The following is a 14117-nucleotide window of genomic DNA, read 5'->3' on the forward strand; positions in this document are numbered from 1 at the left end:
ATCACGGCATGCGCTTCTGCGGGTACGGGGTCTCATGCCGCGCGAGCATGTCCACGAAGGCGGCGATGCGGCGCTCTCGCCCGGCTTGAGTCTTCAACTGGCTCAGCCGGAAGTACAGCGCGAACCGGTTCTGGGGGTTCAGCACCTCGAACATCCTCTGCGCCTCAGGCACCGCGGCGATCGCGGCGAGCAGGTCGGCAGGGAGCTCAGCCGAGGCTGGACCGGCGTAGGCAGCCTCCCAACGACCATCGGCCTTCGCCGCTTCCACCGCTGCGCGGCCCGCATCCGTCATGCGGCCGTCGGCTTCGAGCCTCTCGATCCGTTCGATATTCTTCAGCGACCACGAACTGCGTTTGGTTCGGGGCGTGAAGCGCTGAAACCAGGTCTCATCGTCGCGCCGCAGTGACTGCCCGTCGATCCAGCCGAAGCACAGCGCCTCCTGCAATGCGCCCTCGTAGTCGAGCGCCGTGACCGTGCCGCCCTTCTTCGTGAGGATGAGGCGCACGCCCGGCGAGCGGTCGTGGTTCTGCTCCAGCCAGGAGCGCCAGGCGGCAGCATCCGGAAACAGCATGTCTTCGAGCGGGATGGCCATACAGGGAGCCTACGAGCGGCCACCGATATGGTGGAGGGCATGGCCAAGGAAATGGTGCACCAGAGCGATCAGAGCCGGTACGCGCTGCTCATCGACGGTGAACTCGCAAGCGTCGTCGACTACCGCATCAACGAGAACCAGATCTCCTTCCACCACACCTACACCGCGCCCAACCGTCGCGGTCAGGGCCTTGCCGGCGAGATCGTCGAGTTCGCGGTCAACGATGTCGAGGCCAACAGTGAGCGCCGCATCGTGCCGATGTGCTGGTACGTCGGCGTGTGGTTCGACGAGCATCCGGAGCGCGCCGAGCTGCTCAGCCGCTGACGCGACTGCTACTGCGCGGTGTACGCGCCGTCGACGAGGTATTGCGAGCCGGTGACGAACGCCGCCTCATCCGAGAGCAGGAACAGGACCAGGTTGGCGACCTCCTGCGCAGTTCCCAGCCGCCCGATCGGATGCTTGCCGACGAGCGCGTCGTAGGCCTCCTTGGGTAGGCCCGCGAGCAGCGGAGTGTCGATGTAACCGGGGTGCACCGAGTTCACGCGGATGCCCAGCGACGAGTAGGCAAGCGCCGCGGCCTTTGTCATCCCGGCGACGCCATGTTTTGCCGTGACATACGGGACCGCGTTGGCGTCACCGACCAGACCGAGGATCGACGAGGTGTTCACGATCGAGCCGCCGCCCGCTGCCAGCATCGCCGGAATCTGGTAGTACATCCCGTAGAACACCGAGTGCAGGTTGACATCCATGAGCTGCAGGTAGCTCGGGATGTCGATGTCGGCGAGCGGGCCGAGCGGTCCACCGATCCCCGCATTGTTGAATGCGAGATGCACGGCACCGAACTCGTCGACCGCGACGTCGACGGTGTCCTTGACGTCGTCCGGATTCCCGACATCGCCCGCTACCGCGCGCGCCCTGCCGCCGGCTCCAGTGATCTGGTCGACAACCTCCTGGGCGACCTCCTGCTTGAGGTCGTTCACGACGACCGCGGCACCCTCCGCGGCGAGCGCGAGGGCGACCGCTTGCCCGATGCCGGAGCCTCCCCCGGTGACCACGGCAACCTTGCCCTTGAATCGATTGTCCATGCCCTGCGCTCCCTTCCTCTCATGAGCGATGAGTGCCCAGTGAACGTCGTGTGGCTGGGAGGTTACCGCCCGGAGGGAGCGCGGGTCGCCGCGTTAGGCTGGGGGCGATGCGCCTCATCTTCATTCGCCACGGTCAGACACCCGCAAACGTCCTGGGGTTGCTCGATACCGCGCATCCGGGTCCCGGCCTCACCGAGCTGGGCACGACGCAGGCGGCGGCGATCCCGGATGCCTTGGACGGTCAGGGTGTCGATGCCCTGTTCGCCTCAACGCTGGTCCGCACCCAGTTGACCGCGCAGCCGCTCGCGGCCGCTCGCGGTCTGGGCGTCACTGTGCTCGGCGGGTTGCACGAGATCGAGGCCGGCGCGCTCGAGGGTCGAGGTGACCTGCCGTCGGTGCGCACCTACCTGGAGACGGTGTTCGCCTGGGGGTCGGGTGACCTGGACGCGCGGATGCCGGGCGGTCCCGATGGTCACGACTTCTTCGGCCGCTACAACGGTGACCTGGAGTCGATCGCGCGCTCCGGGGTGGACTCGGCAGCGGTCGTCAGCCATGGGGCGGCGATCCGGGTGTGGGTTGCCGCGCACGCGACGAACGTGGCGCCGACGTTCGCGGCCGAGAATCACCTGGACAACACCGGCATCGTCGTGCTCGACGGTTCGTTCGATGACGGCTGGTCGCTCGCCCGGTGGGCGGACCAGCCGATCGGCGGGGCCGTGCTGGCGGATGCGAGCGCCGAAGACCCGACCGGCGAGCCGCTCAGTGAGGCCGACTGACCGCATCCGTCGTCGGCAGCGTCAGGCGACCTGCTCGCGGTCCAGGGACGCGGCCGTGTCCTCGACGATGGACGCGATGAGGCGAGTCTCGCCGAGCACGCTGAGATGGTTCTTGCGCGGCACGCTGATCACCCGGGCGTGGTCGAGAGCTCTCGCGATCCTGCGCTCCTCGGCCCGAAACGGGTCCCGGGTGCCGTTGACGAGCCGGACCGGCCCACGGAACGAACCGAGAAGCCCGATCGGGTCCACCCCCGCGATGCCGCGCACCGCATCCGGCATGACCTGAACCGCGAGGCCGCCAGCGGACATCGCCGCCGCGACTTCCGGCGGCAGCATGAGCTGGAAGCCCTTCAGACTGAGCTTCTCGGCGCGCTGCGGGTTGCGGGCCATCGCGCGCGAGACGCCCAGGTAGAAGGCGACCCCCAGCCCACGCGGCCGGATGCTGCAGCCGATTCCGATGAAGCCGGCCACTCGCTCCGGATGCCGGGAGATGGTCGCCATGCTCGTGAAGCCGCCCAGGGAGTGCCCGACGAGGACCGCTCGTCCGCCAGCGCGGTCGATGCCATCGCGCACAGCGTCAACGGCGGAGTCGAGCGTGAACCTGTCGTCCAGACGGTTCCCGTGGCCCGGCAGATCGACGAGCTCGACCCGCCTGGTGCGCTCGAGTTCGCCGGCGAGCGGCCGCCACATGGTGCTGCTGATCCGGATGCCGTGCACGAGCACGACCGGAATCGGCGAGTGCGGCACCGCCACTCAGGCGCCGATCCGCGTGAGGAGCGCGCGGAACTCCTCCTCCGTGACCTGAATGCCGGAGTCGCCCAGCCGCTGGCTGAGGATGGATGCGGCATCTTCCGCATCTCCGCTAGCGATGTCGGCTCGGATCTGCTCGACCAGCCCGTCGACCTTCTCATTCACGGTCGCGTCCAGCGCGCCCTCCTGTTCGGGCGTCGTCCGCGGCTCCTCAGCGTCAGTCATGCTCCTATCGTGCCACCGCGACGCACGGCTTCCGCCCAGCGGTCGTTCAGGTTCGACCCGAGTGCATTGTTTCTGGGGTGAGTTCCTCTGGAGCGCACAGAACCGGGCGAGTAGCCTCGCACCCATGGCTCGACTCGCCGACCGCCTCCGGGCGAACCTGCTCAGCACGCTCACCGGCGAACCGGACGGTCGACCGTATTGGGTGGACAAAATCGAATCCGGCTCTGATCAGGGGTTCTTCGCTCCCGGCTCCGCCACCTGGACGGTGCACGGCGGCATCCCGACCATGGTGGCCGGCATCCGGGCCCTGCTCATGCAAACCCTGCACCCCGGTGCGATGGCGGGCGTGCACGACCACTCACGATTCCGGGAGGATGCACTCGGCCGTCTGGCGGGGACGGTGCAGTGGCTCACCATCGTCACCTTCGGAGACACCCACCTCGCGCGCGAGGAAACGGCTCGAGTGGCGCGGTTTCACGAGCGCGTGCGCGGCACCTATCTTGACAAGACCGGGGTCGAACGGCCCTACGCGGCCAACGATCCGGAACTCCTCAGCTGGGTGCACATCGTATTCGCCGACGCATTCCTCGGCTGCCACGAGCTGTGGGGCAAGCCGATCCCGGGCGGACCCGATGCGTACGTGCGCGAGTGGGCCATCGCCGCCGAGCTGCTGGGGATCCCCGACCCGCCACGCAGCGAGGCCGAACTGCAGGCGCAACTGCATGCCTTCAACCGGACGGGCGTGCTGCATCATGACGAAAGGGTCGAGGCGGCGGTGAGCTTCATCCGGAACCCTCCGCTGAAGCGCTCGATGATGCCCGCCTACCGCATCATGTTCGCCGCCGCCGTGAAGTCCATCCCCGCCGAGTACCGGAGGGTGCTCGGGCTGAAGGCAACCAGGCTGCCGGCGATCTGGGCGACCGGGGTGCTGCTCGGCAGTCTCCGGATGCTGCTGGGCGGCTCGGCACCAGCGGAAGAGGCCGCACGGGCGAGGCTCGCGCGCATCGCGAGCGCCCATCCGCTGCCCTCCGCCTGAGTCCCGCGCAATTCGCGAAGCTAGAATCGCCCGTGTGACTGACCGCATAGAGTCCGACACGTTCGAAGCTGTCATCTTTGACATGGATGGCGTCGTCACAGACACGGCCAGCGTTCACGCCGGCGCGTGGAAGGCGCTCTTCGACGAGGTGATCCCCGAGCTGGCCCCGGATGCCGCGCCGTTCGACGAGACCCTCGACTACCGACGATCGGTCGACGGCCGCAGCCGCGAGGACGGAGTGCGCGCCTTCCTTGCGACTCGCGGCATCGACGTGCCCGAGTCCGGCGACGGCGTGACGATCGAGTCGCTCGCGGCGCGCAAGCAGCACCACTTCGACCTGTATCTGGAGGAGAACGGCGTCAAGGCGTATCCGGACACGGTCACGCTGTTGAACCGGCTGCGCTCGCGCTCCGTGCCCATCGGGCTCGTGACCTCCAGCCGCAACGCCGACCGCGTCCTCGAGGCCGCCGGGGTCAAGCAGTACTTCGACGTCTTCGTCGACGGGAACCGCGCGCGTGAACTTGGACTGCCGGGCAAGCCGGACCCGGCAACCTTCCTTGAGGCGGCGCGCGAGCTCAAGGTGCGGCCGGCGAGAGCGGCAGTGCTCGAAGACTCGGTGGCCGGCGTCGCCGCCGCAGCCAACGGGGGTTTCGGCTGGGTCGTCGGCGTGAGCCGCCGCGGCGGAACCGCCGGCGGCCTGCGGGTTGCCGGCGCCCATCTGGTCGCAACCGACCTGAGCAACCTCGACACGAGACTGGAGGCCGCGCATCCCGGCTGGGCTGGCGGCGAGACCGAAAGCGACCCGTGGCGGCTGCACTACACCGGCTACGACCCCGCGACCGAACCGCTTCGGGAGACCCTGTGCACGCTCGGAAACGGGTACTTCGCCACCCGCGGCGCCGCGCCGGAGTCGAGTGATAACGCCCCCCACTACCCGGGCACCTACCTCGCCGGGGTGTACAACCGGCTTCAGACCGACCTCGGCGGGCATGTGGTCGAAGATGAACATCTGGTCAACGCCCCGAACTGGCTGCAACTGACGTTCCGAGTGGACGGCGGCAACTGGTTCAGCGTCGACGACGTGGAACTGCTCGACTACGAGCAGACCCTCGACCTGCGTCGCGCGGTTTTCACCCGCGAGCTCCGGATGCGGGACGGCGTCGGCCGGATCACCAAGGTCACCCAGGCTCGCTTCGTGTCCCAGGCGGCGTCGCACCTCGCCGGACTGGGCATGACGATCGAGGCGGAGAACTGGTCGGGCGACATCGTCGTGCGGTCGGGCATCGAGGGACGAGTCGCCAACCGCAACGTGCCCGAGTACCGGCTGCTCGCGAACCAGCACCTCGAGCCGCGAGCCATGGAGCAGGTCGACTCCGAGTCGCTGCTGCTGGAAATGGAGACCAACCAGTCGGGTATCAGCATCGCAATGGCGGCGCGGACTCGAGTGAGCGTCGACAGCGTGGTGCTGCACAACCTGCACAGGACGCTGAAGACGGATGCGAAGGGCTGGATCGCACAGGACATCGACGTCGAGTTGACGAAGGGCGTCCCGCTGACGATCGAGAAGACGCTGGTCGTGAACACCTCCAGGGACCGGGCGATCTCGTCACCGTCGCTGTCTGCGACCACCTCGATTCGGCGGCTGCCTAACCTGCAGACCCTGGTGTCCGAACACGAGCGTGCGTGGCGCGTGCTGTGGAACGAGTTCACTGTGCTGCTGAAGGCGGACGAGCGCCAGCAGCTCGCATTGAACATCAACACCTTCCACGTGCTGCAGTCGGTGGCATCCGTCACCGCCGACCTCGACGCCGGACTGCCAGCACGCGGGCTGCACGGCGAAGGGTATCGGGGCCACATCTTCTGGGACGAGATGTTCGTCTACCCGACGCTGTCCATGCACCGACCGGAGATCAGCCGCGCGCTGCTGGGCTACCGGTACCGGCGACTCGCCGAGGCGAAGGCCGCGGCTCGTGAGAACGGACACGCGGGAGCGATGTTCCCCTGGCAGAGCGGCATCGACGGGCGTGAGGAGACGCCGACGCAGCTTTACAACCTGCGCAACCTGCAGTGGATGCCGGACAACTCGTCCAGGCAGCGCCACGTCGGGCTCGCGATCGCGTACAGCGTGTGGCGCTTCTACGAGATCACCGGCGACCTCGACTACCTCGTCGAGCAGGGCGCCGAGCTCATGATCGAGGTCAGCCGGTTCTTCGCATCGCTCGCGGTGCACGACCCGGTCGACGACCGGTTCGACATCTCAGGCGTCATGGGGCCGGACGAGTTTCATGACGGCTACCCGGGTACCCCCGGCCTGGGCCTGAAGAACAACGCGTACACCAACGTCATGGCGGCGTGGGTGCTGCAACGCACGGCGGAAGTGGTGGACCTGCTGAAGGTGCGCTACTCGGCCCAGGTCTGGACCCGAGTCCAGCTTCGCCCCGGCGAGCAGGCCCGCTGGCGAAACATCGGCCGGCGGTTGCGGGTGGCGTTCCACGAGGATGGGGTGATCAGCCAGTTCGAGGGATTCGACACACTGAAGGAATTCGACTGGGACGGCTACCGCGAGAAGTACGGGTCGATCGGAAGACTCGACCTCATCCTCGCGAGCGAGGGCGACAGCACCAACAACTACAAGCTGTCGAAGCAAGCAGATGTGCTCATGCTGCTATACCTGTTCAGCGCCGACGAGCTGCGGGAGGTGCTCGGCGGGCTCGGCTACGAGTTCCCGGATGAAGCGGTGCGGGCGACCGTGGAGTACTACCGCGACCGCTCCACGCACGGCTCGACGCTGAGCAATGTTGTGCACTCATGGGTGGAGGCGAGACTGGATCGAGCCCGCTCATGGGGATTCCTGGTCGAGGCGCTCGAGAGCGACCTTGCGGACATCCAGGGCGGCACCACGCAGATGGGCGTGCACCTGGGTGCGATGGCAGGTTCGATCGACATGGTGACGCGTTGCTACACGGGACTCGACGTGCGCGCCGGCCGACTGAAGCTCGACCCTGTGCTGCCACCGGAACTGCGCCAGATCGACTTCACGTTGAACTTCCAGCACCAGTTGCTGCGCTTGACGGTGGACGAGCGGCTCATGCGCGTGCAGGTCAACCCGGGCGGCACCGCACCGATTGAGTTGGAGATCCAGGGGCAACGGCACATGATCTCGCCCGGAGAGACGCTCGAGTTCGCCCATGACGACCGCACAAGCATGGCAAACTCTCCGCATGACCGATGATGAACTCCGCGCCCTCCTGACCTCCGTTACGACCATTGCCGTTGTGGGCGCATCAGCGAACCCCGAGAAGCCCTCCGGTGAGGTGCCGATCTGGCTGGTAGAAGCGGGGTTCACGATGATTCCGGTGAATCCGAAGGCGGACGAGATCGCCGGTCAGAAGGTTTACCGCTCCCTCGCCGAAATACCGGTGCCGATTGATGTCGTCGACGTCTTCCGGCCGTCCGAGGAGACACCGGATGTCGCCAGGCAGTCCGCGGAAGTCGGCGCCAAGGTGCTCTGGCTGCAACTCGGCATCACCTCAGCCGACGCGCGAGCGACGGCAGAGAACGCGGGGATGACCTACCTCGAGGACATCTGCATCGGAGCGACGGTGCGTCGGCTGGGCATCCGCAAGTAGCGCATCCGGGGCCCGCCTGCGCAAGACTGGGGCGGTGACTGCAGACTTCCGCACCGCGCCCGTTGACGCGGCATCCGCCGCCGCCCTCGCCGATGACAAGCTCCGCTACGAGCTCGTCGACACCAAGGATCCGGTCGCGTTCCGGCACTGGCTCAGTGCGGTCGGGCGCGGCTTCCACGACCCGGCCGGCGACGCCGACAGCGCCGAGCTGCGCCGCTTCGCCTACCTCGAACGGCGTGCGGTAGGCGTCTGGGATGACACGCTCTCGGACGCCCCGACACCGGTCGGCACGCTCGGGTCGTGGGTCACCGACCTCACCGTCGCCGGGGAGGCCAGCATCCCGGCATGGGCGATCAGCGCGGTGACGGTGGCTCCAACCCATCGCCGGCGCGGCATCGCGCGCAGCCTGATGGAGGGCGAGCTGCGCACCGCGAAGGCGTTGGGCATCCCGGCCGCGATTCTCACCGCATCCGAGGCCACCATCTACGAACGATGGGGCTTCTCCCCCGCCGCGATGATGGCCGAGTGGGAGATCGATGTCGCACGCGCGAAATGGAGCGGCGCGATCCCCGGTGGGCGGGTACAGCTGGTCACGACCGAACAGCTGCGCGATCACGACGGCCCGGCGATCCTGGAACGCGCTCGCCTCGCGGTGCCCGGTCAGATCCGCTTCTGGGGCATCCTGTGGGATCGGCTCTTCGGCCTCCCCAGCGACGATGCGGCCAAGAGCGCCCGCTGCGTGCGGTATGACGACGAGCACGGCACACCGCAGGGTTTCGCCATCTACCGGCCGGACCGCGGCGAGGCAGAGGGCAAGCTCTCGCTCGGCTACCTGATCGGCGCCACCGATGACGCCTACTCGGCGCTCTGGCGCTACTTGCTCCAGGTGGACCTGATCACGACCATCACGGCGTCACTGCGCCCCGTGGACGAGCCGTTCCGCTGGCAGGTGGCCGACTTCCGCGCGGTGAAGAAGACGTGGGAGTCCGACCACCTCTGGTTGCGCATCCTCGACCCGAGGGCGGTGCTCGAAGCGCGGCGGTACAGCGCGCCGGGGCGGTTCCGGCTCACGGTGACCGATCCGCTCGGATTCGCCACCGGCGACTACCTGCTCGAGGTCGACGCGGATGGAGTCGGCCTGGTCAGCGACGGCGACGCCCCGGATGCGGCTGGAGTGGCGCTGTCGGTGAATGAGCTCGCCGCGATCAGCCTCGGCGCGGTGTCGGCGACGACCTTGGCCAAGGCCGGGCGGATCCTGGAACAGACGCCGGGCGCTGCAGTGGCGGTTGATCGAGCGTTCGCGTCGCCGGTCGCGCCCTGGTTGAGCATCTGGTTCTGACCTGAGTCCACCCCCATTGGGGGTGGAGCTTGAACGACCGTTGTCGTGGGCTGCACCTACAGTGGAAGAACTATGACGCCTACACCACCAGTCTCCGAAAATCCTGAGCAACCAACGACCCCTTACGCCCCCGCACCACAGCCCGCCGAGCCTAAGTCCAGCAACGGGCTCGGCATCGCAGCACTGATCGTCGGAATCGTGGCGTTTGTTGGCTCCTTCATTCCCTTCCTGAACTTTGTGACAGGATTCGTCGCGTTCGTCGGCCTGGTGCTTGGCATCATCGCGCTGTTCCTCAAAAACAAGTCAAAGGGTGTCGCGATCGCCGGAACAGCCGTTTCGTTCGTCGCGATGATCCTTTCGATCGTCCTGGCAACGGCTTACACCGCCGGCTTCATCGCGGCAGTTGACAACTCCCTTCCCAAGACCGAAATTGTCGACAACGGCCAGGCTCCCGCCGATGAGCAGTCGGATGACTCGGCCGATGAGGTCGGTACTCGCGAAAATCCCGCACCGATCGGCACAACGATTGAACTCGCCAACTTCGGAGAAGCCGAGTTCGAGGTCACCCTGGGTGCACCGATCCTGAACGCTAACGACGCCGTGAAGGCAGCGAATCAGTTCAACGACGCGCCGAAGGATGGGTTCCAGTACGCCGTTGTGCCACTCACTGTCACCTACGTCGGCGATGAGACCGGCCTTCCGTCATTGGGGGTGCGCGTTGAGTTCGTCTCGGCCGCAGGAACGACGCACACGCAGATTGACTCGTGGGTGGTGGACCCTGAGCCAGCCTTCAACGGAATCAATGAGCTCTTCCCAGGAGGCACTGCATCCGGCAACATCACAATCCTCATTCCGACGGCCGATGCCGAAAGCGGCACGTGGGCCGTGTCGAGTCTCTTCGGAGACAAGTTCTTCTTCGCTGCTCAATAGGTAACCCGAAGAGGCGGCTCTCATCCTGAAATGGATGAGAGCCGCTTCTGCGTTATGCGTCGTCCACCGGGCGCCAGGTACCTGCTAGATCGCTGGCAACTGCGCATCCGGATGCCGTGCGCGCCTACGTTCGGGAACGAGCGGAAGTCCCGCGCCAACGAAGAATCAGGAGCCTTCATGAGCGACCCCAACAACCCCGAGACTCCGAGCGAGCCGGACGTGCCGTCGATCCCCAATCCGGCATCGCCAGAAGTGCCGATCCCGCCGAAGGAACCTGACGGTGGCCCGGATATCGACGAGCCGGGCGAGGACCTCGGTCTCGAAGATCCGGATGAGCCGCTCGAGAACCTGCCCCGGAACCCGCGTGCCGACGGCGACATGGGCGGGCTGCCGTAAGCCGTGCGCAAGCTCGTCATCGTGCGCGGACTGGTGCAGGGGGTCGGATTCCGCTGGTCGGCCGGGCGCGAGGCCGAAGCGCTCGGCCTGAGTGGGCACGCCCGGAACCGTGCAGACGGCAGCGTCGAGGTCGAGATTGAGGGTCCGGATGCCGCAGTCGAGCGGATGACCGCCTGGCTGCGGCAGGGGCCGAGTCACGCCCGGGTCGACGCGATCGACGTGACCGAGTTGGGCGAGACGGGGCAGGCAGGGTTTCAGCTTGGCTAGACGCCACCTCCCCCGCCGCCACCACCGCCGCCGCCCGACGAGCCACCGCCGCCGGAGCCACCCGAAGACGCACTGAAGGATGACGACGCGGTCGACGACACGGATCCGATGCTGCTCGCGAACAGTGCCGCATTGAATCCGCTCGTCCCGGAGTACCACTCGGGCTGCGAGCCGGTCTGCTCGTAGTAGCGGCCCAGCTCCTGCGCCCAGCGCTTCTCCTCGCCGAACAGGACCGCGTACGGCAGCAGCCGCTCGTTCAGTTTCACGACCTGCGCCGGGTCATCCACCGACACCCGGGACCGCAACGCGCCCTCCGGCGACTGCAGGAACTGCAGCCGATCCGTCTCCGCGAGGTCGATGTACTCGTGCAGCCCCTTCAGATAGTCGCGCAGCTCGACGCCCTTGGCGGCCAGCGGCGACTTGGACACGAGCATGTAGGTTGCGATCGCCGCAGCCACCGAGACGACCAGGGTCAAGACCGGCCACGCACCGCCGTAGTCCTGATCCAACGAGACGATGCTGAACAGCACGCCGGCAACCGACGCGAGGGTCGCCGCGATCACCACCCAGGCAACCCTCATCGCCGGGACCTTCCGCCGGTAGCCCTTTTCCACCATGTACTTGGACACCCGGCCGTTCAGCGACAGGATGCGCTTCGCCGCCCTGCTGTCCGACGACTTCAGCTTCTTGCGTGTGCCGGGGGCCGGCTTGTACTCGAAGATCGCGTTGATGAACGACTTCTCGTCCTTGTCGAGCCCGTCGTCGTGGAGGAACTCGAGGGTGAACTTGCCGCGCCTCTCCTCTTCAAGGATCCGGATGTTGCCGTCGACGGCAAGCTTGATGAGCTCGGCCGCGGTGGCCCTGCTCACCTGGTGAATCGTGTTCGCCGAGTAGAACAGGTTCACGCCCTTCGGCGGGAGGTATTCGGGGATGATCAGCCCGCGGCTCGGTGCGTCGCGGAGCAGCCGCAACCTCACGAAAACGGCTGCGATCGCCGCGCCCACCGCCAGCGCGGCGCCGATCGCGGCGAGGATCGGCCAGATCGAGTCGGTGAAGCCGCTTGGCCGCGGGGTGAAGGTGCCTGGCTCGAAGGCGATCGCCAGTGTGACGTTCTGGCCGGCTTGCAGGTTCGTTGCCGAAAACGAGAAGCCATCCGGCAACTCCGCAATCGTCGCCGGGTCGGTCGAGCTCTCGTAGCCGGCGTAGCCGGCCACCTGACCGGTGAGCGAGTCCCGTAGCGCGTCGGCAATGTGCACGTTGGCGGTGACCGAACCGAACGGCTGCCCCCATCCGGTGCCGTTAGTGTCCCAGTAGAACTCGTCGACGCCTGTGTCGTCGAAGTACCTGGTCACGAAGCGCTGTTCGTACGTGATCACATAGGTCTGCTCGCCGTGAACATAGTTGTCACCGGCGATGGTGAGCACCACGAAATCGCCGTCGCTCTCTGACTCCCACTCGCGTGGTGCGCCGAACTCGTCTGTGACGCTGACGACGTCGATGTCGGTCGGATGCCCGTCGTAGCGGTCGACGAGTTCGCGCCGGATGCCCCGGTTCTGGTCGAAGTCGGGGAACACCGCGACGAGCGTCTCCACGGTGCGCAGCGTCGAGTGTCCGCTCTCATCGGCGCTGAGGAAGTATTCGCCGGTGAAGCTGTCGAAGTGGAAGTCGTCGACGTCGGCAGCGGCCGGGGCGGCGAAGCCGACTACGAGAGCGAGGGTGAGGGAGACGAAAGTGAGGAGGCGCTTCACGCTCTCAACTCTATTGACGATCAGGCGTGGGGCCCGACGCTCACCTCGCCGAAGCTCACCGACACCGACGCTCCCTGGATCGCTCCGATGCGTTCCGCGCGGTGCTCGACCTCCCGCCGCTGGCCGGCGCTGAGCCTGCTGAACGCCTCAACCGTGATGGCGATGCGCTTGCCGCTCTTCTTCTGATGCCACACACCCTGGACCGTGCCGTCCACCACCAGAACCGGGTAGTTGCCCGCCTGCCCACGAGCGAGTGCCCGCTCGTAGGCCCGGCGGGGAAACAGCTCGGACCGGGGGTGGCTGCCGACGACGAAGGCGTCGAAGTAGGGCAGGAGCAACACCGCGCTCGAGGCTGCGTCGGGAAAGCCGGTGTCCCCAGCATTCACGAACACGTCAGCGATCCGCTCGACGGATGCGCGCTCGAACACCGAGTCAGCCCAGGCGATCGGGGCCGACAACCACCGGGCGAAGTCGCGCGGCGCTGCCGGGCCGTAGGCGTGCAGGTAGCGCTGGAGCAACTGAACCTCGGGTTCTTCTACGCGCACGTAGTCGGGTGCCCGGACGTAGGTGATGGTGCGGCCACGGCCAGGGCCGAACGCCAGCGCGCCCCGGGCCGCGGCGCGCGAGATGACCTGTCGCCACCGAGGCCACCAGGTCTGGAAGGCCGGCATCACGAGTTCTCCAGCCCACGAACCCGTTCGGGCAACGACCTCCTTGTCCAGCTCGTCCAGTGTGAGCCCGTCCTCGATGCCCGGCTGAGCGAGCGCGTCGCGAACGGCTTCGACCACCGCGGTGGTCTGGTCGCCGTCCAGTCGCACATCATCCGGCCCTCCCCCGGTCACCGGCACGGCGTCGAGCGCGGGCAGCCACATGCCGAGTTCGTCGGTAGCGAGGTAGTGCACTGTCCCGCGCGGGCCGTAGGTCTTGGTCAGGGTGCGGTGCGGCCACAGCGCCTCGCGCACGTCGGCAGCACCGCCGGCCGCCATCCGGATGCCGATCGAGACTTCCGCGGACGACGCGATCTGCGCGTGGGTGCCGACGGATGCGGAGGCGGCAGCGGCGGCATCCGGTGCATGGGGCTCCTCAAGCAGGTGGCGCGCGAGCCTGCGCGCCGCGACCAGCTCCGGGTTGAGCGCCATGCACGAATGGTAGCCGGGCGGCGCGGCGCAGAAAATGCGCGCGCGCAGAGAGCATTCGTCGCTAAGGTGAATCAACCGTACCCAGTTGTGGGGACTCGCCTGCCGGTCGCCGCAACTCGACTACGACCGATATATCCGGCCAAACTGGGGGCATCCGGATTGGGTTCAGCCTGTTTACACTCGGAACCAATCCTCGCTAACCCGA

General features: G+C 67.1%; 15 protein-coding genes. 9 read left to right on the plus strand and 6 right to left on the minus strand.

Translation table 11 applies throughout. The features are described from left to right. Position 1: 1 nt before the first annotated feature. The gene (locus HGK58_RS11630) at positions 2–592 is read right to left on the minus strand and encodes a YdeI/OmpD-associated family protein (protein WP_168627791.1); all 591 of its coding nucleotides are present in this window, start codon (positions 590–592) and stop codon (positions 2–4) included. Between the two features lie 39 nt (positions 593–631). Here HGK58_RS11630 and HGK58_RS11635 point away from each other — a divergent pair, with 39 nt between their 5' ends. Beyond that, the gene (locus HGK58_RS11635) at positions 632–916 is read left to right on the plus strand and encodes a GNAT family N-acetyltransferase (protein ID WP_168627792.1); all 285 of its coding nucleotides are present in this window, start codon (positions 632–634) and stop codon (positions 914–916) included. An 8-nt stretch (positions 917–924) separates the two neighbouring features. Here the strand turns inward: HGK58_RS11635 and HGK58_RS11640 are convergent, their stop codons facing one another. Continuing rightward, entirely contained in the window at positions 925–1677 is a 753-nt protein-coding gene (locus HGK58_RS11640; RefSeq protein ID WP_168627793.1) for a glucose 1-dehydrogenase, read from the minus strand. Positions 1678–1784: 107 nt separating this feature from the next. On the opposite strand from HGK58_RS11640, the gene HGK58_RS11645 reads away from it, so the two are divergent. Further along, entirely contained in the window at positions 1785–2453 is a 669-nt protein-coding gene (locus HGK58_RS11645) for a histidine phosphatase family protein (protein ID WP_168627794.1), read from the plus strand. Between the two features lie 21 nt (positions 2454–2474). Here HGK58_RS11645 and HGK58_RS11650 read toward each other — a convergent pair whose 3' ends face one another. Continuing rightward, positions 2475–3206, minus strand: a complete 732-nt coding sequence (locus tag HGK58_RS11650) for an alpha/beta hydrolase (protein ID WP_168627795.1) — start codon at positions 3204–3206, stop codon at positions 2475–2477. Then, the gene (locus HGK58_RS11655; RefSeq protein WP_168627796.1) at positions 3207–3428 is read right to left on the minus strand and encodes a hypothetical protein; all 222 of its coding nucleotides are present in this window, start codon (positions 3426–3428) and stop codon (positions 3207–3209) included. Positions 3429–3552: 124 nt separating this feature from the next. Here HGK58_RS11655 and HGK58_RS11660 point away from each other — a divergent pair, with 124 nt between their 5' ends. The 7 genes from HGK58_RS11660 (at position 3553) to HGK58_RS11690 (ending at position 11025) form a co-directional block, all read left to right on the plus strand. Continuing rightward, positions 3553–4464 (plus strand): oxygenase MpaB family protein, encoded by a 912-nt coding sequence (locus HGK58_RS11660; protein WP_168627797.1) that lies wholly within the window; start codon positions 3553–3555, stop codon positions 4462–4464. A gap of 34 nt (positions 4465–4498) precedes the next feature. Next, the gene (locus tag HGK58_RS14090) at positions 4499–7696 is read left to right on the plus strand and encodes a beta-phosphoglucomutase family hydrolase (protein ID WP_210422929.1); all 3198 of its coding nucleotides are present in this window, start codon (positions 4499–4501) and stop codon (positions 7694–7696) included. Beyond that, a complete protein-coding gene (locus tag HGK58_RS11670) occupies positions 7686–8093 on the plus strand; it encodes a CoA-binding protein (protein WP_210422930.1) in 408 nt (135 codons plus the stop codon). The genes HGK58_RS14090 and HGK58_RS11670 overlap by 11 nt, the downstream gene beginning before the upstream one ends. Before the next feature lie 34 nt (positions 8094–8127). Continuing rightward, positions 8128–9432 carry a GNAT family N-acetyltransferase gene (locus HGK58_RS11675; RefSeq protein WP_168627799.1) on the plus strand — a complete coding sequence of 435 codons (1305 nt, stop codon included), beginning with the start codon at positions 8128–8130 and terminating at the stop codon, positions 9430–9432. Between the two features lie 72 nt (positions 9433–9504). Further along, on the plus strand, positions 9505–10362 hold the full coding sequence (locus HGK58_RS11680) for a DUF4190 domain-containing protein (RefSeq protein WP_168627800.1): 858 nt from the start codon (positions 9505–9507) through the stop codon (positions 10360–10362). 177 nt (positions 10363–10539) lie between these two features. Continuing rightward, positions 10540–10758, plus strand: a complete 219-nt coding sequence (locus HGK58_RS11685) for a hypothetical protein (protein WP_168627801.1) — start codon at positions 10540–10542, stop codon at positions 10756–10758. 3 nt (positions 10759–10761) lie between these two features. Beyond that, the gene (locus HGK58_RS11690) at positions 10762–11025 is read left to right on the plus strand and encodes an acylphosphatase (RefSeq protein WP_168627802.1); all 264 of its coding nucleotides are present in this window, start codon (positions 10762–10764) and stop codon (positions 11023–11025) included. On the opposite strand, the gene HGK58_RS11695 is transcribed toward HGK58_RS11690, so the two are convergent. Together HGK58_RS11695 and HGK58_RS11700 are read right to left on the minus strand one after the other, a co-directional pair. Beyond that, positions 11022–12773, minus strand: coding sequence for a DUF2207 domain-containing protein (locus HGK58_RS11695; protein ID WP_168627803.1), 1752 nt, complete (start codon positions 12771–12773; stop codon positions 11022–11024). The two genes, HGK58_RS11690 and HGK58_RS11695, sit on opposite strands and share 4 nt — an antisense overlap. A gap of 20 nt (positions 12774–12793) precedes the next feature. Beyond that, entirely contained in the window at positions 12794–13912 is a 1119-nt protein-coding gene (locus tag HGK58_RS11700) for a winged helix DNA-binding domain-containing protein (RefSeq protein ID WP_168627804.1), read from the minus strand. Positions 13913–14117: the final 205 nt, after the last annotated feature.

The sequence above is a fragment of the Cryobacterium sp. BB307 genome (assembly GCF_012274275.1).
Lineage (GTDB): Bacteria > Actinomycetota > Actinomycetes > Actinomycetales > Microbacteriaceae > Terrimesophilobacter.